This window comes from Salinisphaera dokdonensis CL-ES53 (assembly GCF_040361215.1).
Lineage (GTDB): Bacteria > Pseudomonadota > Gammaproteobacteria > Nevskiales > Salinisphaeraceae > Salinisphaera > Salinisphaera dokdonensis.
Genome location: NZ_APND01000002.1, coordinates 259,767 through 285,250, shown reverse-complemented (window position 1 = coordinate 285,250; position 25,484 = coordinate 259,767). Strand labels below are relative to the sequence as shown.

The window sequence follows — 25,484 nt, the reverse complement described above, 5'->3', positions numbered from 1 at the left end:
CGATCATCGCAACAAGCCTAGCGGCCGATGGATGCGTTCACGGCAGCGGCGATACGATCGGGGCTGAGCCGGAGCATCAGCTTCATGGCAGCCGTGCGCGGGCCGACCGTGTAGTGGATACGGGGGCGGCGGGCGGTGGCCGCGCGCAGGATCACCCGCGCGACGTCTGCAGGCGTGAGTTTTACGCCGAGGCGTTGCAGGGCGGGTACGGCGGTCATCTCGTTGACCATCGCAGTGCGCACGAAAAGCGGCATCACATCGCAGACCTTTACGCCTGCCGGCGCCCATTCCACATGCAGCGCCTCGGTCAGGCCACGAACCGCGAACTTGCTCGCCGAATAGCTGGCCAGATAGGGCTGGCCGAACAGCGCCGAGGCCGACGACATGTTGATCACGCGCCCGCCGCTGGCAGTCAGTGCGGCCTTGGCAGCGTGGCAGCCGTTCATGGTGCCGGTGACGTTGACCTCGACGATCCGCCGGTGCGCCTCGGGGGCTTGCGTCTCGAAGGCGCCATCGACGAGAACACCCGCGTTGTTGACCAGTACGTCGAGCCCGCCGGCGGCCGCTTCGAACTTCGCTATGGCCGAATGCCATTGATGGCTATCGGTCACATCCAGGCGCCCCGCGCAGGCGCGATCGGCGCTGACCGCATCGGCCCAGGCGCGCACGCCAAGCTCATCCACATCGAACGCGCCGACGAACCAGCCGGCGTCGAGAAACGCCTGTGCCGAGGCCCGGCCAATGCCGGCGGCCGCGCCAGTGATCAGTACTCGCTTGTCATTCGCCATGGGCTGTTCGGGAGTCGTTTCGTCGGCAATGGATGCTACTCGAAACCGGGCGGAGGGTGATGCCAGCCGGCAATAACGGGTAGGCGCGTGGCACGTTCGGGCAGACAATAGGTGGCCATTGACTGTTTGCTGGCTCGTCGATGACACATCAACACATCATTGTGGCTGCGCTGCTCGAAACGCATGGGCGTACCTTCGCCGCCGAACTGGGCGCACGCGTCGCACGCAATACGCCGTCGCCGCTGTTTCGTCTGCTTTGTCTTGCGATGCTTACCGGCGCGCCGGTACAGGCGGATATCGCCATGCGCGGCGCTCGCGCGTTGGCGGATGCGGGTTGGACCACACCTCACAAGTTGGCGAACAGCCGGTGGTCGCAACGCGTGGCGGCGCTCAACGAAGCCGGCTATGCCCGTGTCGACGAAAGGACCGCGACGCAGCTTGAGGTCTTGAACGAGCGTCTGCTCGACGAATACGGCGGCGATCTGCGCCGTCTACGCGCTGCGGCGAACGGTGAGGCCAGTCTGGCGCTAGAACAGTTGCGGGGCTTCAAGGGCATCGGGGAAGTGGGCGCCAGTATTTTCCTGCGTGAGGTACAGGCCGCGTGGCCGGAGTTCTATCCGTTCATCGACAAGGCGACCGCCAAGGCGGCTGGGCGGCTCGGCCTGCCCACGGGCGCCGGCGACCTGGCCCGTCTGGTCGATGCGCAGATCTTTCCGCGCCTGGTGGCGGCTATCGTACGCACTCAGTTGGCCGGCGACTTCGACAGGATTCGAGACGGCGCAGGCTGAGGCGGATCAGATGCGCGCGAGCAGGGCCTGTTTCTTGTCCGCGAATTCTTTTTCGGTAAGCAGGCCGCGTTGAAGCAGCTCACCTAGACGCTCGATGGCGTCGAATACGTCGTGTGACGCGGCGGCCGCAGTGGGTGTGGACAAGTCTTCATCGCTCACGTTCGAGCGGCTTTCGCTCGCCACCCGCGGAAGGCTCGCCAAATCGACCGGGCCATGCTGGCTGGTGAAGCACGCCGCCGAATGGCCATCGGTGTGCTGCTGCGAGACACCCTGGATACGATGATCCCCGGTGTCGTACACGCTGACTTCGTCGCCACGACGAACGGCCAGCCGCTGCGTATCGGCGAAGTAGGCGTAGTGCAGATCGTTCTGCTGGCCGGTTGCGGTGGGTTCGCCCAACTCTGCGGGCCACCAGGAATTCTGCGTTGCGGTGCCCCAGGCCATGCCGGGCGCGAGCCGAACCTGACCGGAGAGCGTGTTGCACAGCGCATCCACGCGCGCCTTGAGTTCGTGGTTGAAGGCATCGCTGAGCATCAGCAGACCGCCGCGCATCCATTGCCCGGGGCCGCCGAACTCGGGGTGGTCGAAGGCGGCCATGCTGCCGTGGCCCTGGATGACAGCCGTCTCCATATGGCGCACCGCTTCTTCACTGAATCCGTGGCGCTTGGACAAGGTGGTAATGGGGGCATTCGATTCGGTGGAAACAGACATGGCGCAGACCTCCTCAACGTCGTGTCGACGAGTCTATGCAGCCGTCATGGTCCCCCGGTATCCGGACGAATGCTTACATCGCACGTCGCGTGACTGTACTTAGCCGGCCGCAACAGGGCTGAGAAAATCCTGGATCAGCGCCGCGACTTCGCTCGGGCGCTCTTCCTGCACGAAATGGGCAGCGTCGAGCTCTTCCAGCCGGATATCGTCGAACACATCGTCGAGATGCTGGGTAAACGCCGGAATGATGACCGGATCGTGGCGGCCGTAGATATACAGCCCCGGCATGGCAAAACGGGTGCCGGCGATCTCGGCCCAGCGTGCCGTGTCGGCCTTGTAGCAGCGATAGTAGGCTGCGCCGGTCGCCGGCGTGTGCTCGATCGCATAGCAGCGCACGTACTCGTCGAAGGCCGCGTCGGGAAAACCCTCGCGGCTCCAGGTCCGCAGGAAGTGGCCGAGCCAGGCGTCCTCGTTGCCGGGAATCATCGCTTCCGGCAGGTTCGGCGCGGCCTGGAAGAACTGGTACCAGAGAGACTGCGCGCCGCGCTGGCGTATGACGTCCTGTGCGGCCTGGTTGCCGCGGGCATTGGGCAGGACATGAATATTCATCAACACCAGCCGCTGTACGCGTTCGGGTGCGGCGAGTGCCATCTCCTGGGCGGTTGCGCCGCCCCAGTCATGGCCGACGAGTGCGAAAGTCTCGACCCCGAGCTCGTCGAGCAGGCCGAGCATGTCGGCGGCCAGTGACTGCTTGGTATAGGCGCTGTCGTCCAGGGTACGTTCGGAGTCACCGAGACCGCGCAGGTCCGGCATGATCAGGCGATAATCGTCGGGCAGGTGCGCGGCCACGCCCTGCCAGCAATAGCTGCTTTCCGGCCAGCCGTGCAGCAGGACTACCGGCGTGCCGTCGGCATCGCCTCGCAGGCGCACATTAAACGCGCCGCGTTCGGTGGTGATCATGCGGTTTTCGGTCGTGGTCATGGTGCAGTCCCGGCGAATGTGATGGCAGTCAGCCTACCCGACCAAGACGGTAGGCGGGCGTGCTCCGGCCGCTTATTCATACACTTGGCCGTTGTGGCGCAGCCAACCACCGGCATGGCGCCCGGCCGGATCGTGATGGGTCCAGTGCACCACGCCGCCCTCGGGATTCCACTCGTAGACGCCTTTGAAGCGAACGATATCGCCGCGCTGCAACTGCGGAATACGCGGGGCGAGGTCGATATTGTGGGCGACGAGCACGGTATGGCCGTCGGCGAGCCGCAGGATGAAACGCTGGTGCTGGCTGCCGCGGGTATCATCGCGCAGCACGGCGCTCACCTTGCCCTGGCCGCGTACCGGGAGATTTTCGGCCTTGGCGCGAAACGCGTCGCTGATCGCGCTATCGCTTTGGGCGGCCTGCGTGCTTGGCGGCGTGTCCAGAAGGGGCGCGAAACGTTCGGCGCCCACGCCCAGTGCAATCACCGCAGCGATCAGTAGTCCGTATTTCCTCATCGGTGTTCGAAGGGTCGTGGGCCGATGAACGCTACTCTAGACGGGTACGGCGCGGCTGTCCGCGATCAAGAGCGGCTGCCTGCGGTCGATAGCTAGAACAGTCGGGCGCGCCGCTTCGGGCAATGCCTCGCCGCCTTCTCGGGACCACATGCCAAAGCGATCGATACCGAATGTGCGACGAGACCGTTCATGGACGCCGCTGCGCCTGACGGTTCAGGGCGTTGTGGCCGCGGTCTTGTGTCTGTGCATCACGGCAGGTAGCCATGCCGCCCAGTTCCATGTCGCGCCCGATGGCGCGAACGCGAATGCCGGCACCCGCGACGCGCCGTGGGCGACGATCGCTTATGCGCTGGCCCAGGCCGAGCCCGGGGATACCGTCTATCTGCACGACGGCCGCTATCCGGAGCGCGTGCGGTTTCCACGTTCCGGCTCACGCCGCGACGGTTTCATCACCTTGCGCAACGCGCCCGGCGAGCGGCCTGTGATTGATGGCAGCGACCTGCGTGTCGAGGGCGGCGAGCAGGGACTGGTGACCATTGCCGATCGCAGTCATGTCCGGGTCCAGGGCCTGCATCTGACCGGTTTCCGATCCAGCGATAAATCCGTGCCGATGGGGGTTTTCGTCACCGGCGCCGGCAGCCATATCCAGTTGCTCGACAACCGTGTCACCCGGATCGAGACCCATCAGCCGGGCTGCAAGGGCAACGCGCTGGGCATTGCGGTCTATGGTCGGCGGGCACCGGAGCCGTTGTCGCAGGTGCGTATTCGCGGCAACGAAATCGCGTATCTCAAGACCGGCTGCAGCGAGTCGGTATCTGTGAACGGCAACGTGACCGGCTTCGAGATATCGCACAACCATATTCACGACAACAACAATATCGGCATCGACGTGATCGGCCACGAGGGCATGGCCCCGGACCCGCGTTTCGATATCGCCCGCAACGGCGTGATCGCCTCGAACACCGTTCACGGCATCACGTCCAGCGCCAACAGTGCCTACCCTGATGGCGAGATGGCGGCAGGCGGTATCTATGTGGATGGCGGCCGCGATGTGGTGATCGAACGCAACCGTGTGTTCGACAACGATATCGGCATCGAACTCGCCAGCGAGCACGGCGGCAAGGCGACCCGCAACGTGCTCGTTCGCAACAACCTGATCTACAACAACCGCTCGATGGGGCTGGCGATCGGCGGCTACGCGCCGGATGTCGGCGGCGCCGAGGGCTGCCGCATTGTGCACAACACCTTCTATCACAACGATACCGCCCGCAGCTGGGGCGGCGAGGTGGTGATTCAGCACAACGCGCGCGACAACCTGTTCAAGAACAATATCGTCTATGCCAACGAGCAGGCGGTGTTCATTAACTATTACGTCGAATCCACCCCGCAGCCGCTGATCAGCGACCACAATCTGTTCTATGCCGAGCGCGGGCGCTCGGCCGGCCAGTGGCAATGGCGCGGACAGCATTTCCAGGGCATGGCTGCCTATGTACGGGGTACCGGCAACGACCGGCGCTCGCTATTCGCGGACCCGCGTTTTGTCGCCGCCCGCGCCGTGCAGGATTTTCGTCTGGGGCACCGTTCGGCCGCGATCGACGCCGGTCTGAATATCGGCGATTCCGCTTTCGGCGATCTCGACTTCGAGGGCCGCCCGCGCTTCAACGGCGGGGCGGTGGACGTCGGCGCCTACGAATACGACTGATCGCGCGGGCGATCGTCCGTGGTCCGCGCGAGGCCGATCCGAAACACCGCATAGCTGACGAACCAGCACAGGCCCGCGCTGACCATGTCGTGCGACAGGAAGTGCGCGCCGCGCAGCTCTTGGGCCAGACCGTAGATGATGCCGACCACGATTCCCGGCACCAGCCACCAGATCGCCCGGCCCAGCGGATACTGGCGGGCAAAGAAGAACAGCGCGAACAGGCAATAGCCGCCGGCGGCATGGCCGGCCGGAAAGCAGCCGCCGACTTCGCCGGGATGCAGGGAATAGGAGGTCGCGCCGGCGACATCGCCGCCATAGCGCGCCAAGTCCCAGGGGCAGGGCAGCGCGAGCACATGCTTGCACAGCGACACCAGCAGCAGACTGGTGATGATGGCGATGCATAGGCAGACAAGCCCGCGCCGGTAGGGGCGCAGCCGCTGGCTCCAGCTGCTCACCGCGGTCAGTGCGAGCAGGCCGACACCCCAGGCGATGGAGAAACGCTGGCCGTATTCGTGTAGCACCCGCGACGTGAGCCAGGCATGGCGTAATTGCCAGTGCCCGCCTTCGAGCCGAAAAAGCAGGTCGGCCCAAACACGATCCAGATCGAGTCCCTGCGTGATCAGTAGCCCAAGCACCAGCGCCAGCAGTGGGCATACGAACAGAGCGTCGTCATGCCACGGGCGCGGCGCCCGGCAGGCGTGACCGCTGGCCGTTCGGCGGCCAGCGCGGGAGGGTTGGTACATGGCAATGAGGCCTGAGGCGAAGGACCTGCGAGAGCCTCGCCCGGGCCGCGTGCGGAAAACGTGGGCATGCCGTCAGTGGGGCGTCCGAAAGCCGGGCAATCACTGCAGGATTTGCCAACCAACGGAAAACAAACGCTCTGCTAACAGCTGTGCGATCCGCGCTGTCGATAATTGGGTGCATCGTGCATGCAAAGCGTGCCGCGCCTGGTCGGCCGGTACGCAAGAGGATCGAAGCGTTTGCCAAATCGCGACTGCCTTACGGCACCGGCCCTGGCCGTGGTCATTCCCTTCTACAACGAGCAGGACAGCGTTGCCGCGCTGCTGACCGAGGTCGAGCGTGCGCTTGCCGGGCAGATCGATTACGAGCTGATCGCCGTGGACGACGGCTCGACCGATGACACCGTATCGGTGCTGACGCTCGCTGCCGGGCGTGTTGCCAACTTGCGCGTCGTGCGTCTGCCGCGGAATCGTGGTCAGAGCGCGGCGCTCGCCAGCGGCATCCATGCCGCGCGAGCGCCGCTGATCGCGACGCTGGACGGGGACGGCCAGAACCCGCCGGCCGATATCGCCCGACTGGTCGACGCCTATCGTCAGCATGACCCGGCAGGCCGCTGTGTCGTGGTCGGCTGGCGCCGGACACGCAACGACAGCGCCCTGCGACGACTGTCGTCGCGCGTGGCCAACCGCCTGCGCGGCGCGTTGTTGGGCGACGGCTGCCCGGATACGGGCTGTGGTCTGAAGGTCTTCGCCCGCGACGATTTTCTTGCGTTGCCGCGTTTTCGGCACATGCATCGCTTCCTGCCGGCGCTGTTCGTGCGTGCCGGTGCGCGCGTGATCAGCGTGCCGGTGGCGCATCGGCCACGGCGCGCAGGGCGGTCGAAGTACGGCGTGCGCAACCGGCTCTGGACCGGTTTGCTGGACATGGCCGGCGTGTACTGGCTGCAGCGGCGTGCCTGTCGTATCGAATACGAGGTGGATGATGTTTGACGCGTTACAGACGCAGGACATCGTGTGGATCGGGCTGGGCCTGCTTGGTCAGGCGCTGTTCTCGGCCCGGTTTCTGGTGCAGTGGATCGCCAGCGAACGGCGGCGGCGCAGCCATATCCCCGTCGCGTTCTGGTATCTGAGCATCGCCGGTGGTCTGACGCTGCTCACCTACGCCATCTATCGGGCCGATCCGGTGTTCATTCTGGGCCAGAGCACGGGCGTGTTCATCTATGCTCGCAATCTGTATCTGATTCGTGCCGGGCGGGCCGAATCAGCGCCGGCCGGGACATGAGCGTGCGGTCTCGCTTGACCGGCGGAGCGCCGGCGGCATGGCTGGCAGTGATCGTCATCGCGCTGCTCGCGATGGCCGTGGCCGGCCGAGGCATGGGCGAGATTCCACTGGAAAGCCACGAGATCTATGTCGCCCAGACCGCCGAGAACATGCTCGAAAGCGGCGATTGGCTGGTGCCGCGCCTGAACGGCGAATACCGGCTGACCAAGCCGCCGCTTAGCTATTGGCTAGTGGCCGGTATGGCAACGTTCGTCGGTCAGGACCATGTCGGCGCGGGTATCGCACGCGCGCCCTCGGTACTGGCCGTGATGGGCGTGGCGTTGCTCGCGCTCTGGATCGGCACACGGCTGTTCGATCGCCGCACCGGGATGCTGGCCGGGCTGCTGTGCGTGGCCTCACTGGCGGCCTTCAAGTACGGCCACAACGCGCGGCCCGACATGCTCTATGCGTTCTGGACCACGGCCGTGCTCGCGGCCTGGGTCGGCAGCCGTCAGGCGAGCGTGGCCACGCAGGCACGATGGGCCTGGGCGCTGTGGGTCCTCGTCGGATTCGCGACGCTGACCAAGGGGCCGCAGGCGCCGCTGATTCTTCTGCTCGGTCTGAGCCTGCACGCGGTCCTGAGCGATGAGCGCGCGGTCGATCTCTGGCGGCGACTGCGCCCCGTGCGCGGTCTGTTGATCGTGCTTGCACTGGTTGTGCCCTGGTATCTGCTGCTGCGCCAGGCGATCGGCGGCCAGACGCTGGGCGACTCGCAGCTGTCCGGCGCGTTGCTCACCATCGATCCGTGGCGGTTGTTCACCCCGTTCTATCTTCTGCGCGCGCCGATGCTCTGGCTGCCGTGGGCGTTGCTCTTGCCGGCCGCGGTGCTGCTTGCCTGGCGCGATCGGCGCAGACCGGCCGGGCTGCTTGCCTGCACGATCGTATTCGCGATGCTGGCGTTTGCGCTCGGCCCGCAGTATCGCGAGATCTACATGCTGCCCTGGCTGGCGCCGGCGATGTTGTTGCTGGCGGCGGCGATCACGCGGGTCGCCTGGGCGCGGGTCTGTGTCGGGCTCGTGATCGCGGTGGTTGGCGTGGCGCTCGTCTGGCTGGTCTATGAAGCCGGGCTGACTGCGTTACTGATGGCTGCAGCCGGGCTGTTGCTTGTCGCTGGTGCCGTATGGGCGCTGCGTCGCCGCCAGACGCCGGCTGCTGCAGCGCTGGTGGCGGCGGCCTTTGCCGTGGGATTGTTCCAGGGTGGCGCGGTGCCCAACCTGTGGAGCAGCGCGCGCTACGAGGAGCTTGTGTTCGTGGAATCGTTATCGCGGCATGTCGATCCGGAGATGCCGATCGTGGTCTGGGATATCGACGCCGCGCACTATTCGTACTACCTCGAACGGCCGGTGAAGGGTCTGGAGGCGATCGGCGCGGTCTGCGACTGGATTGGTCGACAAGGCGCGGCGACGCTGCTTATCTATCCGCGGCAAAGGCGGCATGAACTGGTCCGGCGGCTGGCGTTCGAGCCGCTGCTGGCCGATAACGATTCCGAATTCGCGGCGACCCGCCTGCCGCCCGGTACGGCTTGCCGTGCTCCCCAGAACGCTGGAGCCTGACGTCATGTATATCCTGATCGTGGAAGACAACGACGATCTGGCAGCCAATATCGGCGAGTACTGTGAAGAGCAGGGCGATATCGTCGACTATGCCGGTGATGGGCTGACCGGCCTGCATCTCGCGGCGGTCAACAACTACGATGTGCTGGTGCTGGATCTGAGCCTGCCCGGCCTCGACGGGCTGTCGCTATGCGAGCGGCTGCGTCTGGATGCCGGCAACAACGTGCCGATCCTCATGCTTACCGCCCGCGATACCCTGCGCGATCGCCTGACCGGCTTCGAGACCGGGGCCGACGACTATCTGACCAAGCCGTTCTCCTTGCAGGAACTGCATATGCGGCTCAAGGCGCTGGTGCGCCGAGCGGCCGGGGCGACCGATCATCTGGTGGTTTCGGATCTGATCTTCGACCTGCGCACGCTGATAGTGCGTCGCGGCGGGCGCCGTCTGGACCTCACGCCCACCGGCATGCGCATGCTCGAACTGCTCATGCGCGCCTCGCCGGCTGTGGTGCGCACCGCCACGGTGGAGCGCGCCATCTGGGGTGATGATCCGCCCGACAGCGAGGCCGCGCTGCGCGGCCATATCCACCAGCTGCGGGGCATCATCGACAAGCCGTTTCCGACCAAGCTGCTCAAGACCGTGCACGGCATAGGCTACCGACTGGCGGACGATGAGTCGCTCTAGGCTGCTGCCACGGCTGGGGCTACGGCCGCGTTTTCTGCTGGCGATGTTGGCGCTGGTGTTCGTCGTGCTCGGCGGCTTTGTCTATGCCGTGTCCGAATTTCTCGACGTGCTCGAGGACGACATGATTCACGGCGAGCTCTCGCGCGACATGGACCGTATCGCGGCCCTTTACGAGCGCGACCCGGCGCTGCTGCAGGTCACCGAGCCGGGGCTGCAGGTGTTCGTGGTGCCGCGCGGCGACACGGCCAGCCTGCCGCCATCGCTGGCGCATCTGCCGGACGGGCGCTCGCACGAGGTCGAGGTGCCGGGCGCCGAGTACGAATACGGCGCCACGCGCCGCGACATCGGCGACAAGAGTCTGTACCTGCTGCTTGATCTCACCCCGGTCGAACGGCTGGAAAAAGAGCTGATCGGCGTAGCCTGGGTGGTCGGCCTCGGCGCGCTGTTTCTGGCGGTGACGCTGGCGTTGTGGCTGTCCCAGTTGGTGATGCGGCCGGTGCGTGGCCTGGCCGAGCGGGTGTCGCGTGTGGTGCCGGGCCAGCAACGCCCGCAGCTGCGTATCGCCACCGGTGATCGCCAGCTGGACGTGATCGTCGAGGCGTTCGACAGCGTGCTGGACCGCTTCGATGCGTTCGTCGCCCGCGAGCAGGCGTTTACCGAAGACGCCAGCCACGAACTGCGCACGCCGCTGGCGACCGCGATCAGTTCCATCGACCTGCTTGCCGGCGACGACAGCCTGTCGACCAAATCGCGCACGCGCCTGATGCGGGCGCGCTCGGCCACCGCGCGCATGCACGAGCTGATTGAGTCGCTGCTGCTGTTTGCCCGCGAAGAGACCGACGAGCGTTGTATTACGCCGGTCAGCCCGGTGGTGCGCGAAGCGATTGCCATGCAGCAGGAGATGTTTGCCGGCGCCGCTCAGCCGTGTCCCGAGATCGTGTTCGATGCGCGCGGCGAAGCCGAGGTGTCGGCGCCGGCGAGCATGTTGTTATCGGTGGTCAACAACCTGCTGCGCAACGCCATCGAGCATGGCGGCACGGTGCGGATCGATATCGTGCTGGATCGCGGCTGCCTGACGATTCGCGATCACGGCAAAGGCATCGCGCCGGCGGCCTTGTCGCGGCTGTTCGATCGGCGTTTCCGCGGTGCCCACAGCCGGGGCCAGGGGTTGGGTCTGTATCTGGTCAAGCGCATCAGTGAGCGCTTTGGCTGGACGGTCGATGTCAGCAGCACGCTCGGTACCGGCACCCGTTTCGATCTGCGTTTCCACTAGTCGGGCGTTTCAGGCAGCGATCCGCCCGATCTAACGCAATACCCACGACAGCAGGACGGGCGGCACACGGCGCGCGCGCAAGGATTGGCCTTCCAGGTCCATCCGCTCGCGAGCACGCTGCCCATGTCGTCGACCACGCCAGAATTCTCTTCACGCCTGCGTCGTTTTCTGCATGCGTTGCCGCGCCCGGAAAGCGGTACTGCGGGGCTGACGCTCGCGGTGGCGGCGTTTCTGGCGATCTTTCTGAATACCGCGTTCTGGAAAGCGGTGATCGCGGCAGCCGATATCGGCATGGCGCGCAATTTGGGTTTCGGCCTGTCGCTGGCAGCTGCCATGCTCGCTTTCTTCGTGCTGCTGGTATCGCTGTTCGGCCTGCGTTATCTGTTCAAGCCGGCGATCATCGCGTTGCTGTGCGTCGCCTCGCTGGCCAGCTATTTCATGAACGTCTACGGCGTGGCCATCGACGACACGATGATCCACAACGTACTCGAGACCGACAGCGCAGAGGCGTCCGGTCTGTTCAGCGCGCGGCTGGTGGGGCACCTGCTGCTGACCGCGATCCTGCCGTCGCTTGTCGTGCTGGCATGGCGCATCCGCTACCGCCCGTTCTGGCGCGAGCTGGGCATTCGCGCGCTCACCGTGACGCTCGCGGTGGGCGTGTTGGGCGTCAGCGTCTACGCGCACTACAAGGACTTCTCGCTGGTCCTGCGTGAGCACCGCGAACTGCGCTATCTGATCAACCCGACCTATCCGCTCTATGCCGCGGTGGATACGGCGATGCAGACCGCCGAAGCGGCCAACACGCCGGTGGCGCCGCTCGGTCGCGACGCCCATCAGCAACGCCCGGTCGGAACGTCGCGCCGGGTCGTCGTGCTGGTGGTCGGCGAAACCGCGCGTGCCGCCAATTTCTCGCTCAATGGCTACGCGCGGAACACCAATCCGCGGCTCGCGAAGCGCGATCTGGTCAACTTCCCGAAATTCTCCTCCTGCGGCACGTCGACGTCGGTGTCGGTGCCCTGCATGTTCTCGCGGCTCGATCGCGGCGATTACGACGAGTACCAGGCCCGTCATACCGAAGGCCTGCTCGATGTCCTCGCCCATGCCGGGGTGAGCGTGCTCTGGCGCGACAACAACTCGGGTTGCAAGGGCGTTTGTGCCCGTGTCCCCAGCGAGGATGTGTCCGACACGGACGACCCCGCTCTGTGCGGCGACGGCGAATGCCACGACGAGATCCTGCTGCAGGGATTACAGGAGCGGATCGATGCCGCCAAGGGCGATCTGCTTGTCGTGCTGCACCAGCAGGGCAGCCACGGCCCGGAGTACTACAAGCGCTATCCCGATCGCTTCGAGCGCTTCACGCCCGTGTGTTCAAGCAATCTGCCGCAGGACTGCGATCGCCAGGCGATCATCAACGCCTATGACAATACGATTGTCTATACCGACCATGTGCTCGACCAGATCATCGGCCTGCTCGACCAGGATGCCCGGCGGAACCAGGACGCCACCGCGTTGCTATATCTCTCCGATCACGGCGAGTCGCTGGGCGAGAGCGGACTTTACCTGCACGGCTTTCCCTACGCGCTCGCACCGGCGGTACAGACCCATGTACCCGCGCTGGCTTGGTTCTCGACGCGTTTCGGCATGGATCGCGGCTGCCTGACGCAGGTCGCCGGCAACGCCTACTCGCAGGACAACCTGTTCGACTCGGTGCTCGGGCTGTTCGCGGTGCGGACGTCGATCTACAAGCCAGACGCCGATATCTTCAGCGGCTGCCGGGACGCGGCGGCGAGCACCGAACTGCATGCCTCGCGGCAATGAACAGGCGGCGCTGTCGGCCCCACCCCCGGAGGCCGGATGCGGGGCCGATCGTAAGACGCGTCTCAGGCGACGAGTTCGAAAGTCACGCCCGCGCGTTCGTGCAGACGCTCGACCAGCGCGTCGCCCATCAGGGTGGCCGGGGTCCAGAAACCGCCTTCGGTGTCGCCGCGATTGGCCAGGCAGATCGCCGCTTCGGAGAGCATCTTCGAAGTCGAGCCGTAGCCCGGATCGCGATCGCCCAGCACCTTCGCGGTGAGCTTGTCGCCCGCGGCCGTCGTGCCGAACAGGCGGATATCGTAGAAGCCGTTCTCCTGAGCGCTCGGGCTCGGGCCTTCGCCGGGCTCGGGTAGCACGAAGCGCTGCAGCAGCGCGCGGGTCGGCTTGAGGGCCACGCCCATCAGGAACCCGCCCAGGCCTGCGGTCAGGCCATAAGCGTTGAGGCGGCCCTTGGTGCCACGCCCGGTCATCATCGCCTCGTCGTATTTGAACTCCGCGCCGTAGGCCTGGTTCGACAGCGCGTTGCTGCGCTGGACCACGCGGGTGTTGGTGCTGGCCATGATGAAAGGCGCGATCCAGCTGTTTGCGTCTTTATCGAATGACGCGCCTTTGGGATTGGGCTGGCGTACTTCCGGGCGATAGCCGTCGGGGCAGATGGAGTACGGGTTGGCCAGCTGCTTGCGCAGCGCCGGGTTGGCGCGCACTTCCTTGGCGAAGTTCACCAGGCTGGCCACGGTGCCGCCGGAGAACGTGCCGCGCATGGCTTTTACGCGCAGCTTCACCCGCGTGCAGGGTGCGCCGAAGCGTTCGACTGCCTGCTTCTGCAGGAAGTGCACGCCCAGATCCGACGGCAGGGAGTCGAAGCCGCAGCAGTGCACGATGCGCGCGCCGCTGGCCTTGGCCTGACCCTCGTATTTGGCCAGCATCGCCGCGATCCAGTGCACTTCGCCGGTGAGGTCACAGTAGTCGGTGCCGCTCGCAGCACAGGTGGCGACCAGTGCCTCGCCGTAGAGCGCATAGGGGCCGACCGTCGACACTACGACTTTCGCCTGTTTGCACATGGCTTCGAGCGAATCGGTGTCGTTGGCGTCGGCGATGATCATTGCGACTTCGGGATTGCCGATTTCGCTGCGGACCTGGCCGAGCTTGCTTTTGGAACGGCCAGCCATGGCCCAGCGCACCTCGCCGTTGTCGCCGTAGCGGTCGGCGAGATAGCGGCAGACGAGTTGGCCGACGAAGCTCGTTGCGCCGAAAACCACAATATCGAAAGCAGGATTGTCCATGCGGTGAATACCAGTGCGAATGTTGCGGCCAATCTACTAGACAACGCGGATTACCCGTTGCGGGCGGTGCTGCTTGGCCGCCTGCCGTGGCTCGCGTAAGCTTGCCGCAGCCTCAATCTCAGGTCCGTTATGGTCCCGCAAGACGACTCCCCCGGTCGCGGCACGCCGCGATCCGATATCCCGCCCGATGACGACAGCACCATCGACTTCGGCTACGAGCGCGTCGCCCGTGGCGAAAAGCAGGGCCGCGTGGGCGCCGTGTTCGATTCGGTCGCCGATAACTACGACCTGATGAACGATCTCATGTCGATGGGCATCCATCGGGCATGGAAGCATTTCACGCTTGAACTGGCCGCGGTGCGTGAAGGCGAGCGGGTGCTGGATCTGGCGGGCGGCACCGGCGATCTCGCAGCGGGTTTCGCGCGCCGTGTCGGCAAGAACGGGCGCGTTCTGCTGTCGGATATCAACGGCGCGATGCTCGCCAACGGGCGCGAGCGCATGATGGATCGCGGCGTGGTCGGAAATATAGATTACTGCCTTGCCAACGCCGAAAAACTGCCGTTCGCCGACAACAGCTTCGACTGTGTCTCGATCGGTTTCGGTCTGCGTAACGTTACCGACAAGCCGGCTGCGCTGGCCGAGATGAATCGCGTGACCCGGCCGGGCGGTCGCGCCATCGTGCTCGAGTTCTCCAAGCCGGCCGTGCCGGGCCTGGACAAGCTCTACGATATCTACTCGTTCTCGGTGTTGCCGTGGCTGGGCAAGAAGGTCGCCAACGACGAGGATTCCTATCGGTATCTGGCGGAATCGATCCGTATGCATCCCGATCAGGAAACACTGAAGTCGATGATGCAGACCGCGGGGCTTGTGCGCTGCGGCTATCACAACCTCACCGGCGGCATTGTCGCGGTCCATCGCGGCTACGCGCCCTAGGGTTTCGTCATGACCGATTCCTCGCTGCGTAGCCTGCCTACGCCGGCTCTCGGCGCGGCCGAAATCGCGCTCAATCGTTATCTGGGCAGCGATCCGCGTGCGCTGTCGCTCTGCGGCGCTCTCGCCGGGCGTTCGCTGGAACTGCGTTTCTCCGATCTCGGGCTGCGGCTGGTGTTCATCGCCGAAAGCCACGGCATGCAGCTGCGCGGCGCGCCGGAGACCGAGGCTGATGTCTGCCTGACCGGCACCGCGAGCTCGTTCGGGCGCATCCTGTTCTCCGGCGGGCGCGAAGGCATCACCGGTGGCGGGCTGCGGATCGAGGGCGATGTCGGCGTGGCCCAGCGCTTTGCCGATCTGTTTGCCAGCGTCGATTTCGATCTCACCGATTTCATCGATGCGCGCCTTGGCCCGGTGCCGGCCTATTTCATCGGCAAGGGCCTCAAGCAGGCACGGGCATTGTTTGCGCGCGCGGCGCAGGAGCTGCCGGAACAGACCGCCGAATATCTGCGCGAGGAGACTCGCGACGTGATCGGCGGCTGGGAGCACGAGAAGTTCATGACCGAAGTCGAAACCCTGCGCGATGACGCCGAGCGCCTCGCGGCCCGTGTGCGCCGACTGGAAGGAACGCGCTGATGTTCGATCGCAGCCGGCGCATGCTCGAGATTCTGCGGACCGCGCGTCACTACGGTCTCGGCGAGATCATGGGCGATGCCGCACCGACCTGGCTGCTGGGCAAGCCGCGCGACTTCGACGAGCCGTTGAATGTCCGCCTGCGGCTGGCTTTGGAAGAGCTCGGCCCGGTGTTCGTGAAGTTCGGCCAGACCCTGTCCACGCGTCGCGACCTGCTGCCGGAAGGCATGGCCGAGGAGCTGTCCAAGCTCCAGGACGAGGTGCCGCCTTTCGAGGGCGCTGAAGCACGGCGCCTGATCGAAGCCGCCTACGGCCATTCGCTGGACGTGTTCTTCGAGCATTTCGAGACCGAGCCGATGGCGGCCGCGTCGATCGCCCAGGTCCACGCGGCGCGACTTCACGCGCGCGAAGGCGAGGAGACCGGTCGTGAAGTGGTGGTCAAGGTGCTGCGCCCGGACGTGCATGAGCGCATCGGCCGCGATGTGGCCGTGCTCTATCGTCTGGCTGGCCTGGCTGCGCGGTTCCATCCGGAGGCCAAGCGCCTGCGTCCGGTCGAGATCGTGGCCGAGTACGACCGCATCATCAGCGACGAGCTGGATCTGATGCGCGAAGGCGCCAACGCCAGCCAGCTGGGGCGCAACTGGGCCGGCTCCGACCTGATCATCCATCCCGAGATCCATTTCGATTACAGCACCGAGACCGTGCTGGTGATGGAGCATATGCGGGGCGTGCCCATCGACGATGTGGAAACGCTCAAGGCCGCCGGCGTGGACTTCAAGGTGCTGGCCGAGCGCGGCGTGGAGATCTTCTTCAATCAGGTCTTTCGCGACAATTTCTTCCATGCCGACATGCACCCCGGCAATATCTTCGTGCAGACCGACATGCCGCATCGGCCGCGCTATGTGGGGCTGGATTTCGGCATCGTCGGCTCGCTGACCGCAGACGACCAGCGTTATCTCGCCGAGAACTTCCTGGCCTTCTTCAATCAGGATTATAGGAAGATCGCCGAGCTGCACGTCGAGTCCGGCTGGATGCCGGCGGATACCAGCATCGAGGAATTCGAGGGCGCGATCCGTACCGTCTCCGAGCCGATCATGAACAAGCCGTTGGCGGAGATCTCCTTCGGCCTGTTCCTGGTACGCCTGTTCAAGATCGCGCGTCGTTATCGCTATCAGGTCCAGCCGCAGCTGGTGTTGCTGCAGAAGACCGTACTCAACGTCGAAGGTCTGGGCCGCGATCTCTATCCGCAGCTCGATCTGTGGGCGACCGCCAAGCCGGTACTCGAGCAATGGATGCATCATCGCGCCAGCCCGAAGGTCGCCGCCGAGCGCTTCAGAAATCAGCTGCCGCAGATCATGGACGGCCTGCCGGGACTGGCGAGTACACTGATGAAGCGGCTCGACGAGGGCACCAATCCGGCAGCGCGCGAACTCGAGCGTGCGCTCACCGATATCACTGCCGAGCTGCGTAGTGCACGCCGCGCGATGCGCTGGACCGTTGTGGGCACGGGATTGGTGGTTTCGGCGGTGTTGCTGGTGATCTACCCGCCGGCGCCGACCTGGGTGGGCGTGGCTGGCGGCCTGGCTGGCTTCGGCTGCTGGGTGCGCGCCTCGCGCGGGTGAGCACGCGCGAAACGGCACTCGCCGCTGGCCCGATCGACGACGATCTGTCCCTGCGCGTGGCCGATGCCCTCGACAAGCCGATTCTCTATCGCTGGCATGTCGAAGCCTATCGGGACTACATCGAGCAGCTCTGGTCCTGGGACGAGGACTGGCATCGGAACGACTTCGGGAAACTGTTCGCGGCGCTGCCGCCGCTGGTGCTCATGCAGAACGGGGTCGGCGTGGGCTATATCCAGACGCAGGCCCGTGAAACCTCGTTGCACCTGGCCAATATCGTCATCCGAGCACCGGCGCGTGGGCAGGGCGTCGGCTCGGCATTCGTGTCATACCTGCAGGCGCACGCCGAACAACGCGGCCTTGCGGTCACGCTCAAGGTGTTTCGCACTAATCCAAGGGCGCAGGCTTTTTACAGCCGCCATGGTTTTGAAGTGACGGGCCGAACGGCCACCCATTTCGAAATGTGCTGGCCTGCACGCAAGCAGGCCGCGGACTGAGCAACTGCTGCCGCCAGAATAGGCGGCAGTGACTTCCGGCCCGCGCTATTCGCGCGAGCGCAGGATATGTAGCCCTTTGAGCAGATTCAGCGCTTCGTAGAGCGGGTAGTCCGACGCCGCGAGGCCGTTGTTCTTGTCGCCGTTCTCGGTCGGTGTCAGTGCCGTCTCTGTATCGACGGTATCGTTGGCCAGCGCCCCTGCCAGATCGGCTTCGGAGAACGGTGCGATGCCACTGGACTCGGCCGCGGTGACGTTGACGTTCTGGATGCCGACGTCGGGCTCGATGCCTTCAGCCTGGATCGAACGACCGCTCGGGGTGTAATAACGCGCGGTGGTCAACTTGAGTGCGGCGCCATTCTGCAGCGGCACGATGGTCTGCACCGAGCCCTTGCCGAACGTGCGCGTGCCCATGATCACCGCGCGGCTGTCGTCCTGCAGCGCGCCGGCCACGATCTCGGAAGCCGAGGCGGAGCCCTCGTTGACCAGCACGACAATAGGCGCGCCGTCGAGCATGTCGCCCGGTGTGGCGTCGAACTGCTGGTCGGTATTCGGTGCGCGCCCGCGGATAGACACGATGCCGCCTGCGTTGATGAAGGTGTCGGCGACGTCGACCGCGGCGCTCAGCACGCCGCCCGGATTGTTGCGCAGGTCGAGCACGATGCCGCGCAACGGGCCCTTGGCCTCGTCTTCGAGGTTCTTGAGTTCGCGCTGGAGATTGTCGCCGGTCTGGCTCGAGAACTGGGTGATACGGACATAGCCATAGCCGTCATCGAGCATCCGTGACTTCACGCTCTGTACCCGGATCACGGCGCGTTCGAGGGTGACCTTGAACGGCTCGTCGCGCTTTTCGCGCAGGATGGTCAGGGTGGTCTCGCTGCCGGCCTTGCCGCGCATCTTCTTCACCGCGTCCATGAGGGTCATGCCCTTCACGGCGGTATCGTCGATACGGATGATCAGGTCGCCGGCTTCGATGCCGGCCTTGCTCGCGGGCGTGTCGTCGATCGGCGTGACCACGCGCACGAAGCCGTTCTGCATCTGCACCTCGATACCCAGGCCGCCGAACTTGCCGGAGGTCGAGATCGAGATTTCCTTGAATTCTTCCTTGTTCAGATACGCCGAATGCGGATCCAGCCCGTCGAGCATGCCGCGGATGGAGTTTTCCAGCAGCGTTTGGTCGGAGACGTCCTCGACATAGCCCTGCTTAACGCGGTTGAGGATTTCGACGAAGGTGCGCAGCTCGTCCAGCGGCAGGCCGTGGGCGGCGATATCGCCGTTGTCGTCGTTGCGGTCGCTACGCTCGGCCCAGCCCCCCTGGCCAATGCTCACGATCACGCCGATGACCACGCCCAGCGCAATCAGCAGCGAGCTGCGGGTTTTCGATCGCATGAATCCTGACTCCCCTGAGGCCTTCCCATCGGCCCGAACGCGCAGTGCGCGCGTCAATATCTGAACGTGTCCGATACGCGAATAATGCGGTTAAAAGATAGCATAATGCGTGCCGATTTCCGGCAGTCGCGTGTGACTTCTAGCCGGCCAGCCAGCTCGAGGGATTGATCGGTGTACGGCCCTTGCGCAACTCGAAATAGGTGCCGTCGCGTGCGTGGCCGCCACTGTGTCCGGCCTTGGCCACGGGTTGGCCGCGCTCGACCCGGTCGCCGACTTCCACATACGCGCTCTCGGCATGGCCATAAAGCGTGTAGTAGTTGTTGCCGTGATCAAGCACGACGATCAGGCCGTAGCGGTGCATGTAGCCGACATAGACCACCCGCCCGCCGGCGACCGCATTGACCGGATCGCCTGCATCTGCAGCGAGCCACTGGCCCTGCCATTTGAGCGGTCCACCCGCCTTTCTGGTGCCGAAGCGCGCCAGCACCTGGCCGCTGACCGGCGGGCGCATACGGCCCTTGAGCTGACCGAAGGGCGTGTCGTCGCCGGGCGTAACCGGCGGCAGGCTCGATAGTTGGTTCTGTAGCCGACCCATGAGGCGCTGCAGGCGCTGCTCGTCGTTCTTCATCTCCTCGAGGCTGGCCTGCTTGTTCGACAGCTGTCGATCGAGCGCGGCGATGGCCTGCTCGCGCTGGGCCTGGCTCGATTTCAGGCTGTCGAGCGTGCTGGCGCGCGCGCTGCGTTGGCGCGCCAGCTCGTCCTCTTCGTTCTTGAGCGCGTTCTGGCGGATGGCGAGGTCGGCAAGTGCCGTACGCAGCGACGTGACCTGCTCGGTACGCGCATTCGCGAAATATTCGTAATAGACGAGCATGCGGCCGAGTTTTTCGGGCGACTCGCCCGAGAGCAGCAGGCGCATCTTGTCCATCTGCCCGCTCGCATGGGCGGCGCGAACCTGATCGCGCAGGCCCGCCAGCTTGTCGGCCAGGCGATCGCGTTCGTCGTCCCGTCGGCGGGTCAGCTGCTCGACGCGCTTGCGGGCGTCACGAATCCGGTCGTCGAGTGAGCGCAGGCGCTTGGATGCGGCGCTGATTTCGGCTTCGGTGGCGGACAGGCGGCTGGACAGATCGCCGCGCTGGCTGCGGTCGGCGGCGATCTGCTGGCGTACCGTATCGATCCGGTCGCGCAGGGCATCCAGCTCGGCACGCGCGCGTTGAGAGCGCGCGTCGTCGCTCTGGGCCAGCACGGGGCTGGCCACAGCGAGAGCGAGCAGGCAGATGCCGGCGAACAGAACAGACCGCATGGGCGCCATTGTAAGGCAGGCGCATGCGCGAGCGCGGCGCCCGGTATGCAATAATCGCGGCCGGCGCGCGGCCCGCGCACCTCTCGATCTTGAATTCACCGGCCCCTTTGAGGCCGATTTGGACCGTACACGCCATGGACATGGAGCAGATTCAGGAATTCGTCGTCAATCATCCCTTCCTTTGGGGTGGGCTGGTGCTCGCGCTGATTGCGCTGGCGGTCAATGAGGGTCTGCGCACGGTCAAGGGTCAGAAGCCGATTCCGGCCAACGAGGCCGTGCGGCTGATGAACACCGATGACGCCGTGGTCGTGGACACGCGTTCAGCGGCCGACTTCAAGAAAAGCCATATCCTCAATGCCAAGCATGTACCGATGGCCGGCATCGAGGAGCGCGCCAAGGAAATCAGCAAGAACACCGATCGTGTGATCATCTGCTACTGCGGTATCGGTAACGTGGCGCCGCAGGCTGCCGCCAAGCTGCGCAAGCTCGGCTACAGTCGCGCGCATGCGCTCAAGGGCGGCATCAACGCCTGGCAGGCCGACGGCATGCCGGTGACCAGCAAGTAGCGGACGAAACACTTCCGGGTCGCGATATTCGGCGCGGTTTGCCGCGGCGATGACGTGATCGGGTTTTTCGAAGGAGCAAATCGCGATTTGTGCCTTCTGTCGCTTGGCGCGGTGGCATGCTGCGACGAGCGAAACGATATTCAATACAGGCGAACGAGGAGGCGAACATGGCCGAAGAGAACGGGCAGGGCGAGGCCGCAGGCAGCAGTCAACCCCAGCGCCAGGTCGGCTTGCAGAAGATCTATATTCGCGACGCATCCATTGAGGTGCCCAACGGGCCGCGCGTGTTCACCGAGGAATACAAGCCGGACGTCAACGTCGATCTGAACACGCGCATCGAGAATCTCAGCCGCGAAACCCATCAGGTCACGCTGACCGTCACGGTCACCGCCAAGCAGGGCGAGCGCACCGCCTATATCGTCGAGGTGCAGCAGGCCGGCGTGTTCCAGATCGAAGGCTTTGACGACGACAAGGAACGCGGTCATCTGCTGGGCAGCTACTGCCCGTCGATCCTGTTTCCCTATATTCGCGAAAGCGTGGGTGACATGGTTCAGCGCGCGGGCTTTCCGCACTTCCTGCTGCAGCCGGTCAATTTCGATCTGCTCTATGCCCAGCATCAGAACAACCAGGGCGGCCAGCCGACCGACGCTGGCAGCGCCACGCACTAGCTGACGATGACTGCGCCGCACGACAATGCCAATCGCTGCATGGCCGTGCTGGGCGCGGGCTCCTGGGGCACCGCGCTGGCTATTCAGCTCGCTCGTAACGGCAACGATGTCCGGCTGTGGGCGCGCGATACGGCCGCCGTGTCAGCCATGGCCGATGCCGGCGAAAACAGCCGCTATCTGCCCGGTTGTCCCTTTCCCGAGACCCTGACGCCGGAGCCGGATATGGCTGCGGCCGTCGCGGCTGCAGACGACGTGCTCGTGGTCGTGCCCAGCCATGCCCTGCGTGTCTGCCTAGAGCAGCTCGCGCCGCTGCTTGGCGATACCCGCCGGGTGATCTGGGCGACCAAGGGCCTGGAGCCCGAGTCTGCGCTGCTGCCCGATCAGGTGGCCGCCGAAGTGCTCGGCGCCGATCGCAAGACAGCGGTACTGTCCGGCCCGAGCTTTGCCGGCGAAGTCGGCCAGGGCATGCCCACCGCGGTGACCATCGCGTCCGGCGATGCCGATTTTGCCCGTGATATGGCCGGTGCCTTCCACGACGGCGTATTTCGCGTCTATACCGCCACCGACGTCATCGGCGTGGGCGTGGGCGGTGCGGTCAAGAACGTGCTCGCCATCGCGGTGGGCATATCCGACGGGCTTGGCTATGGCGCGAATGCACGGGCGCTGCTGATCACCCGCGGGTTGTCCGAAATGATGCGCCTCGGCGAGAAGCTCGGCGGTGAGCGCGGTACGTTCACCGGTATGGCCGGTCTTGGCGACCTGCTTTTGACCTGCACCGACGACCAGTCACGCAATCGCCGCATGGGTCTGGCGCTGGCGGCAGGGCATGATGTCGAGCAGGCGCAGCACGAGATCCAGCAGGTGGTCGAAGGTGTGCGCGTGGCGCGCGAAGTACACCGTATCGCCCAGCAACTGGGCGTGGAAATGCCGATTGCGACCCAGGCCTATCGTGTTCTGCACGAGGACGTCGCGCCCCGCGATGCCGTGCGTAAATTGACGGATCGCCCGTTCCGGGCCGAAAAAGACTAAAATATGACAGTCGACGCTGGCGTAATCCGCGTCGCTGCAAGTTTTTAGATCGCACCAAGAACCACTCAAAAAGATTTTCGGGCCATGGCGAACTGGGTAACTTTCGGCCGTTTTCTGCTGCTCTTCGTGCTGCTGGGCATCGTCTACTCCGGCGCGCCCGCGCTGCAGCTGATCAACGCGCCACTCACGATCCTGATCATCGCCCTGGATGGCGTCGATGGCTGGGTTGCGCGCCGTTTCGGCGAGGAGTCGCTGTTCGGCGCGACCTTCGATATCGCGATTGACCGGATCGTCGAAACCGTGCTCTGGGTCGTGCTTGCCCATCTGGGTTTCATTGGTGTGTGGATCCCGCTGTTGTTCATCATTCGCGGCAACCTTGTGGACGCGATTCGCAGCAAGGGCGCGCAGTCGGGTACCGCCGCTTTCGACATGATGCAGTCGCCGATCGGGCGGTTCCTGGTCGCGGGGCGCTTCATGCGCGGTTTCTACGCCGTGCTCAAGGCGGTCGCCTTCGCCTGGATTCTGGCCTGGCAGCCGGCGCCGTTCCTCGCGCCCGAGTTCTGGGATAGCTACGGGTCGGTGCTCAACGGTATCGGCCTGGCGCTGGCCTGGGCATCGGCGGCGATCTGTGTCGCCCGCGGTCTGCCGGTGATTGTCGAATTCTGTGCCAACGCGCGCCCCGGCGCGCAGGCGGGCAAGGCCTGATGCGACTCGTACTGTTCGATATCGACGGCACGCTCGTGCCGGGCGCGAGCTCGGAAGCGCGCTTTGCGCGCTATCTGTGGGATGAGGGCGCGCTCGGCGTGCGCCAGCTGCTCGCGTTCGCCTGGTTCTGCCTGCGTTATTTCCCGCGTTACGGCCGGCACGTCATGCAGAAGAACAAGGCGTATCTGAGCGGGCATACGAAAGCCGAAATTGCCGCGCTCGCGCGCGATTTCGTTGCCACGCGCCTATCGCCCGCCCTGTACCCCCCGGCGCTGGAGCGCCTGCGTGCCCATCAGGCTGCAGGCGATCGCATTGCCCTGCTGTCGGGTACACCGCAGTTCATTGCCGATGCGCTGGCCGAATCGCTGGGCGTGGGACACAGTCATGCAGCGCTGTGCGCGACCGATGGCCGGCACTACACGGCCGCGCCGCCGGTTCGCCATCCCTACGGTCCGACCAAGATCGACGCGGCCGAGGCGCTGGCGCGTGAAACCGGACTGTCGCTGGAAACCGCGGTCGCCTTTGGCGATTCCATCACGGATGCGCATCTGTTTCGCGTGGTCGAGGAGGCCGTGGCGGTGCAGCCGGACAAGCATCTGTCCGAAGTGGCTGATGGCGCGGGCTGGGAAGTGCTGCTCGACCGGATGACGGCGCCCGCCAAGCATGATCAACAGGATCTGCGCCGCTAGCGGATTGTCGCGCTAGGCGAAATCGGCCTGGCGCCAGACCTCGAACGCCGCCACCGCCACGCTGTTGGACAGGTTCATGCTGCGATTGCCTTCCCGCATGGGCAGGTAGATCGCGGCGTCGGCCTGCGCGACCAGCGCGTCCGGCAGGCCGCGGGTCTCGCAGCCGAACAGCAGGGCGTCATCGGCGCGGTAGGCGATCTGGTCGTAACGGGTGGTGCCGCGTTTGGTTGCGGCAAACACGCGCGATTGTGAATGCGCCGCGCGCCAGGCGTCGTAATCGTCCCATTCACGGATTACGGCCTGCTCGCGATAATCGAGCCCGGCCCGACGCATGCGCTTGTCGTCGATGGAGAAACCCAGCGGATGGATCAGGTGCAGGGTGGCGCCGATATTGGCGCACAGCCGAATCGCGTTGCCCGTGTTGGGCGGTATCTCGGGTTGGTGCAGCACGATATGCATCAGGCGTCGGCCGGTTTGGCGGTCTGACAGTTCCAGCATTGTTCGAACTGCGCGTCGAGATACTCGCTGCATTTAGGGCATTGCCAGGGACGGCCGTTACGGACCGGACCCCGCTCCAGATCAAGCACAAGACGCCGCGCAGCATCGTAGTCGTCGGCTTCATCGACCCACACGCTCGGGTAGACGTCAGCCGGTAGGTCGCCCATGCCGCCCCAGAGATACTGGTTGCGCACATGAGCCTCGATGCCGTGGCTGGTGAGCATGTCCTTCGCGATTTCGGCGTTGACCGGGTCCGCTGCGAGATAGACTTTACGGGCGCTCATGACGCCGCTTGTCGGCCCGCGGGCACCGGCGGTGCGCCGCCGATTGACTTGCGGGGGCGCTTTGCTAATGTGACCTGCACGTAGTCAAAGGGGGTTTGAGTCATGACCGTTTTCTCCGCGCGCCGCGCGCTTATCGTTCTCGTGGCCGCGCTGGGGCTCGGGTTGGCCGGCCCCGCCTCGGCCATTGATGATTATGCCTCGCCCGGGCCGCCGTCTGCAGCAGCGATGGGCGTGGATATGGTGCTGGTTCGCCCGGTCAGTCTGGTGGCGACCACTTTGGGCGCGGGCCTGTTCGTGGTCTCCCTGCCGTTCTCGCTGCTCGGCATGAATGCGGCTGATGCCGGGAATCGTCTGGTCGTCGAGCCGGGCAAATATACCTTTGTTCGGCCGCTGGGCAACTTTCAGGCGAGCAGTCCCGCTCGCTGATTTATTTGCGCCGGGCGAGCCGGCGTTTATAGCGGCGGCTGATGCAAATAAAAAAGCCGGGCCATCGGGCCCGGCTTTTTAGTGCGCGGCGTTTGCCGACGCCA

28 protein-coding genes are annotated in these 25,484 nt (G+C 65.1%); 18 read left to right on the top strand and 10 right to left on the bottom strand.

Features of this window, described 5'->3' with window-relative positions:
• Positions 1–17: 17 nt before the first annotated feature.
• The gene (locus SADO_RS07210; protein ID WP_353110487.1) at positions 18–788 is read right to left on the bottom strand and encodes an SDR family oxidoreductase; all 771 of its coding nucleotides are present in this window, start codon (positions 786–788) and stop codon (positions 18–20) included.
• Between the two features lie 140 nt (positions 789–928).
• Here SADO_RS07210 and SADO_RS07205 point away from each other — a divergent pair, with 140 nt between their 5' ends.
• A complete protein-coding gene (locus SADO_RS07205; RefSeq protein ID WP_353110485.1) occupies positions 929–1,576 on the top strand; it encodes an endonuclease in 648 nt (215 codons plus the stop codon).
• 6 nt (positions 1,577–1,582) lie between these two features.
• On the opposite strand, the gene SADO_RS07200 is transcribed toward SADO_RS07205, so the two are convergent.
• From SADO_RS07200 to SADO_RS07190, 3 genes are all read right to left on the bottom strand, one after another.
• On the bottom strand, positions 1,583–2,287 hold the full coding sequence (locus SADO_RS07200) for an SHOCT domain-containing protein (RefSeq protein WP_353110483.1): 705 nt from the start codon (positions 2,285–2,287) through the stop codon (positions 1,583–1,585).
• Between the two features lie 99 nt (positions 2,288–2,386).
• Entirely contained in the window at positions 2,387–3,268 is an 882-nt protein-coding gene (locus SADO_RS07195; RefSeq protein ID WP_353110481.1) for an alpha/beta fold hydrolase, read from the bottom strand.
• Between the two features lie 72 nt (positions 3,269–3,340).
• On the bottom strand, positions 3,341–3,778 hold the full coding sequence (locus SADO_RS07190; protein WP_353110479.1) for a DUF3465 domain-containing protein: 438 nt from the start codon (positions 3,776–3,778) through the stop codon (positions 3,341–3,343).
• Positions 3,779–3,950: 172 nt separating this feature from the next.
• Here SADO_RS07190 and SADO_RS07185 point away from each other — a divergent pair, with 172 nt between their 5' ends.
• Entirely contained in the window at positions 3,951–5,480 is a 1,530-nt protein-coding gene (locus SADO_RS07185) for a right-handed parallel beta-helix repeat-containing protein (protein ID WP_353110478.1), read from the top strand.
• Here SADO_RS07185 and SADO_RS07180 read toward each other — a convergent pair.
• Complete coding sequence (locus SADO_RS07180) at positions 5,465–6,223, bottom strand: phosphatase PAP2 family protein (RefSeq protein ID WP_353110476.1); 759 nt, start codon at positions 6,221–6,223, stop codon at positions 5,465–5,467. The two genes, SADO_RS07185 and SADO_RS07180, sit on opposite strands and share 16 nt — an antisense overlap.
• Before the next feature lie 237 nt (positions 6,224–6,460).
• Here SADO_RS07180 and SADO_RS07175 point away from each other — a divergent pair, with 237 nt between their 5' ends.
• The 6 genes from SADO_RS07175 (at position 6,461) to SADO_RS07150 (ending at position 12,870) form a co-directional block, all read left to right on the top strand.
• Positions 6,461–7,210 (top strand): glycosyltransferase family 2 protein, encoded by a 750-nt coding sequence (locus SADO_RS07175; protein ID WP_353110474.1) that lies wholly within the window; start codon positions 6,461–6,463, stop codon positions 7,208–7,210.
• Positions 7,200–7,502: a lipid-A-disaccharide synthase N-terminal domain-containing protein gene (locus SADO_RS07170; RefSeq protein ID WP_353110473.1), complete on the top strand. Its 303-nt coding sequence runs from the start codon at positions 7,200–7,202 to the stop codon at positions 7,500–7,502. Before SADO_RS07175 ends, SADO_RS07170 begins: the two co-directional genes overlap by 11 nt.
• Complete coding sequence (locus SADO_RS07165; protein ID WP_353110471.1) at positions 7,499–9,094, top strand: ArnT family glycosyltransferase; 1,596 nt, start codon at positions 7,499–7,501, stop codon at positions 9,092–9,094. Before SADO_RS07170 ends, SADO_RS07165 begins: the two co-directional genes overlap by 4 nt.
• 4 nt (positions 9,095–9,098) lie before the next feature.
• Entirely contained in the window at positions 9,099–9,779 is a 681-nt protein-coding gene (locus tag SADO_RS07160) for a response regulator transcription factor (protein ID WP_353110469.1), read from the top strand.
• Positions 9,766–11,052 (top strand): sensor histidine kinase, encoded by a 1,287-nt coding sequence (locus SADO_RS07155; RefSeq protein ID WP_353110467.1) that lies wholly within the window; start codon positions 9,766–9,768, stop codon positions 11,050–11,052. The genes SADO_RS07160 and SADO_RS07155 overlap by 14 nt, the downstream gene beginning before the upstream one ends.
• An 84-nt stretch (positions 11,053–11,136) precedes the next feature.
• Positions 11,137–12,870 carry a phosphoethanolamine transferase gene (locus SADO_RS07150; RefSeq protein WP_353110465.1) on the top strand — a complete coding sequence of 578 codons (1,734 nt, stop codon included), beginning with the start codon at positions 11,137–11,139 and terminating at the stop codon, positions 12,868–12,870.
• Between the two features lie 62 nt (positions 12,871–12,932).
• Here SADO_RS07150 and SADO_RS07145 read toward each other — a convergent pair whose 3' ends face one another.
• The gene (locus SADO_RS07145; protein WP_353110464.1) at positions 12,933–14,150 is read right to left on the bottom strand and encodes a saccharopine dehydrogenase family protein; all 1,218 of its coding nucleotides are present in this window, start codon (positions 14,148–14,150) and stop codon (positions 12,933–12,935) included.
• A 129-nt stretch (positions 14,151–14,279) separates the two neighbouring features.
• Here SADO_RS07145 and ubiE point away from each other — a divergent pair, with 129 nt between their 5' ends.
• The 4 genes from ubiE to SADO_RS07125 are packed head-to-tail and all read left to right on the top strand — an operon-like array spanning position 14,280 to position 17,829.
• Positions 14,280–15,083 carry a bifunctional demethylmenaquinone methyltransferase/2-methoxy-6-polyprenyl-1,4-benzoquinol methylase UbiE gene (gene ubiE, locus SADO_RS07140; protein WP_353110462.1) on the top strand — a complete coding sequence of 268 codons (804 nt, stop codon included), beginning with the start codon at positions 14,280–14,282 and terminating at the stop codon, positions 15,081–15,083.
• Positions 15,084–15,092: 9 nt separating this feature from the next.
• Positions 15,093–15,716: a ubiquinone biosynthesis accessory factor UbiJ gene (locus SADO_RS07135; RefSeq protein WP_353110460.1), complete on the top strand. Its 624-nt coding sequence runs from the start codon at positions 15,093–15,095 to the stop codon at positions 15,714–15,716.
• The gene (gene ubiB / locus SADO_RS07130; protein ID WP_353110458.1) at positions 15,716–17,335 is read left to right on the top strand and encodes a ubiquinone biosynthesis regulatory protein kinase UbiB; all 1,620 of its coding nucleotides are present in this window, start codon (positions 15,716–15,718) and stop codon (positions 17,333–17,335) included. The genes SADO_RS07135 and ubiB overlap by 1 nt, the downstream gene beginning before the upstream one ends.
• On the top strand, positions 17,332–17,829 hold the full coding sequence (locus SADO_RS07125; RefSeq protein ID WP_353110456.1) for a GNAT family N-acetyltransferase: 498 nt from the start codon (positions 17,332–17,334) through the stop codon (positions 17,827–17,829). The genes ubiB and SADO_RS07125 overlap by 4 nt, the downstream gene beginning before the upstream one ends.
• Positions 17,830–17,874: 45 nt before the next feature.
• Here SADO_RS07125 and SADO_RS07120 read toward each other — a convergent pair whose 3' ends face one another.
• Both SADO_RS07120 and SADO_RS07115 read right to left on the bottom strand, forming a co-directional pair.
• Positions 17,875–19,215 (bottom strand): S41 family peptidase, encoded by a 1,341-nt coding sequence (locus tag SADO_RS07120; RefSeq protein WP_353110454.1) that lies wholly within the window; start codon positions 19,213–19,215, stop codon positions 17,875–17,877.
• 139 nt (positions 19,216–19,354) lie between these two features.
• Positions 19,355–20,515 (bottom strand): murein hydrolase activator EnvC family protein, encoded by a 1,161-nt coding sequence (locus SADO_RS07115; RefSeq protein ID WP_353110452.1) that lies wholly within the window; start codon positions 20,513–20,515, stop codon positions 19,355–19,357.
• Between the two features lie 134 nt (positions 20,516–20,649).
• Here SADO_RS07115 and SADO_RS07110 point away from each other — a divergent pair, with 134 nt between their 5' ends.
• The 5 genes from SADO_RS07110 to SADO_RS07090 all read left to right on the top strand — a co-directional run bounded on the left by SADO_RS07110 (position 20,650) and on the right by SADO_RS07090 (position 24,172).
• A complete protein-coding gene (locus SADO_RS07110; RefSeq protein WP_353110450.1) occupies positions 20,650–21,081 on the top strand; it encodes a rhodanese-like domain-containing protein in 432 nt (143 codons plus the stop codon).
• Between the two features lie 167 nt (positions 21,082–21,248).
• On the top strand, positions 21,249–21,749 hold the full coding sequence (secB, locus tag SADO_RS07105) for a protein-export chaperone SecB (protein WP_353110448.1): 501 nt from the start codon (positions 21,249–21,251) through the stop codon (positions 21,747–21,749).
• Between the two features lie 6 nt (positions 21,750–21,755).
• On the top strand, positions 21,756–22,778 hold the full coding sequence (locus SADO_RS07100; RefSeq protein WP_353110446.1) for an NAD(P)H-dependent glycerol-3-phosphate dehydrogenase: 1,023 nt from the start codon (positions 21,756–21,758) through the stop codon (positions 22,776–22,778).
• A gap of 84 nt (positions 22,779–22,862) precedes the next feature.
• The gene (locus SADO_RS07095) at positions 22,863–23,483 is read left to right on the top strand and encodes a CDP-alcohol phosphatidyltransferase family protein (protein WP_353110445.1); all 621 of its coding nucleotides are present in this window, start codon (positions 22,863–22,865) and stop codon (positions 23,481–23,483) included.
• Positions 23,483–24,172, top strand: coding sequence for an HAD family hydrolase (locus tag SADO_RS07090; protein ID WP_353110444.1), 690 nt, complete (start codon positions 23,483–23,485; stop codon positions 24,170–24,172). The genes SADO_RS07095 and SADO_RS07090 overlap by 1 nt, the downstream gene beginning before the upstream one ends.
• Before the next feature lie 12 nt (positions 24,173–24,184).
• Here SADO_RS07090 and SADO_RS07085 read toward each other — a convergent pair whose 3' ends face one another.
• Both SADO_RS07085 and SADO_RS07080 read right to left on the bottom strand, forming a co-directional pair.
• Complete coding sequence (locus SADO_RS07085) at positions 24,185–24,634, bottom strand: tRNA (cytidine(34)-2'-O)-methyltransferase (RefSeq protein ID WP_353110964.1); 450 nt, start codon at positions 24,632–24,634, stop codon at positions 24,185–24,187.
• The gene (locus SADO_RS07080; protein WP_353110442.1) at positions 24,631–24,954 is read right to left on the bottom strand and encodes a putative signal transducing protein; all 324 of its coding nucleotides are present in this window, start codon (positions 24,952–24,954) and stop codon (positions 24,631–24,633) included. The genes SADO_RS07085 and SADO_RS07080 overlap by 4 nt, the downstream gene beginning before the upstream one ends.
• A gap of 102 nt (positions 24,955–25,056) precedes the next feature.
• On the opposite strand from SADO_RS07080, the gene SADO_RS07075 reads away from it, so the two are divergent.
• Entirely contained in the window at positions 25,057–25,380 is a 324-nt protein-coding gene (locus tag SADO_RS07075) for a hypothetical protein (RefSeq protein ID WP_353110441.1), read from the top strand.
• Positions 25,381–25,484 lie beyond the last annotated feature (104 nt).

Excerpts from the sequence above, each read along its gene's own strand:
- SADO_RS07210 (WP_353110487.1), bottom strand. The coding sequence starts at position 788 with ATGGCGAATGACAAGCGAGTACTGATCACTGGCGCGGCCGCCGGCATT.
- SADO_RS07205 (WP_353110485.1), top strand. The coding sequence starts at position 929 with ATGACACATCAACACATCATTGTGGCTGCGCTGCTCGAAACGCATGGG.
- SADO_RS07200 (WP_353110483.1), bottom strand. The coding sequence starts at position 2,287 with ATGTCTGTTTCCACCGAATCGAATGCCCCCATTACCACCTTGTCCAAG.
- SADO_RS07195 (WP_353110481.1), bottom strand. The coding sequence starts at position 3,268 with ATGACCACGACCGAAAACCGCATGATCACCACCGAACGCGGCGCGTTT.
- SADO_RS07190 (WP_353110479.1), bottom strand. The coding sequence starts at position 3,778 with ATGAGGAAATACGGACTACTGATCGCTGCGGTGATTGCACTGGGCGTG.
- SADO_RS07180 (WP_353110476.1), bottom strand. The coding sequence starts at position 6,223 with ATGTACCAACCCTCCCGCGCTGGCCGCCGAACGGCCAGCGGTCACGCC.
- SADO_RS07170 (WP_353110473.1), top strand. The coding sequence starts at position 7,200 with ATGATGTTTGACGCGTTACAGACGCAGGACATCGTGTGGATCGGGCTG.
- SADO_RS07165 (WP_353110471.1), top strand. The coding sequence starts at position 7,499 with ATGAGCGTGCGGTCTCGCTTGACCGGCGGAGCGCCGGCGGCATGGCTG.
- SADO_RS07160 (WP_353110469.1), top strand. The coding sequence starts at position 9,099 with ATGTATATCCTGATCGTGGAAGACAACGACGATCTGGCAGCCAATATC.
- SADO_RS07155 (WP_353110467.1), top strand. The coding sequence starts at position 9,766 with ATGAGTCGCTCTAGGCTGCTGCCACGGCTGGGGCTACGGCCGCGTTTT.
- SADO_RS07145 (WP_353110464.1), bottom strand. The coding sequence starts at position 14,150 with ATGGACAATCCTGCTTTCGATATTGTGGTTTTCGGCGCAACGAGCTTC.
- ubiE (WP_353110462.1), top strand. The coding sequence starts at position 14,280 with ATGGTCCCGCAAGACGACTCCCCCGGTCGCGGCACGCCGCGATCCGAT.
- SADO_RS07135 (WP_353110460.1), top strand. The coding sequence starts at position 15,093 with ATGACCGATTCCTCGCTGCGTAGCCTGCCTACGCCGGCTCTCGGCGCG.
- ubiB (WP_353110458.1), top strand. The coding sequence starts at position 15,716 with ATGTTCGATCGCAGCCGGCGCATGCTCGAGATTCTGCGGACCGCGCGT.
- SADO_RS07120 (WP_353110454.1), bottom strand. The coding sequence starts at position 19,215 with ATGCGATCGAAAACCCGCAGCTCGCTGCTGATTGCGCTGGGCGTGGTC.
- SADO_RS07115 (WP_353110452.1), bottom strand. The coding sequence starts at position 20,515 with ATGCGGTCTGTTCTGTTCGCCGGCATCTGCCTGCTCGCTCTCGCTGTG.
- SADO_RS07110 (WP_353110450.1), top strand. The coding sequence starts at position 20,650 with ATGGACATGGAGCAGATTCAGGAATTCGTCGTCAATCATCCCTTCCTT.
- secB (WP_353110448.1), top strand. The coding sequence starts at position 21,249 with ATGGCCGAAGAGAACGGGCAGGGCGAGGCCGCAGGCAGCAGTCAACCC.
- SADO_RS07100 (WP_353110446.1), top strand. The coding sequence starts at position 21,756 with ATGACTGCGCCGCACGACAATGCCAATCGCTGCATGGCCGTGCTGGGC.
- SADO_RS07095 (WP_353110445.1), top strand. The coding sequence starts at position 22,863 with ATGGCGAACTGGGTAACTTTCGGCCGTTTTCTGCTGCTCTTCGTGCTG.
- SADO_RS07090 (WP_353110444.1), top strand. The coding sequence starts at position 23,483 with ATGCGACTCGTACTGTTCGATATCGACGGCACGCTCGTGCCGGGCGCG.
- SADO_RS07080 (WP_353110442.1), bottom strand. The coding sequence starts at position 24,954 with ATGAGCGCCCGTAAAGTCTATCTCGCAGCGGACCCGGTCAACGCCGAA.
- SADO_RS07075 (WP_353110441.1), top strand. The coding sequence starts at position 25,057 with ATGACCGTTTTCTCCGCGCGCCGCGCGCTTATCGTTCTCGTGGCCGCG.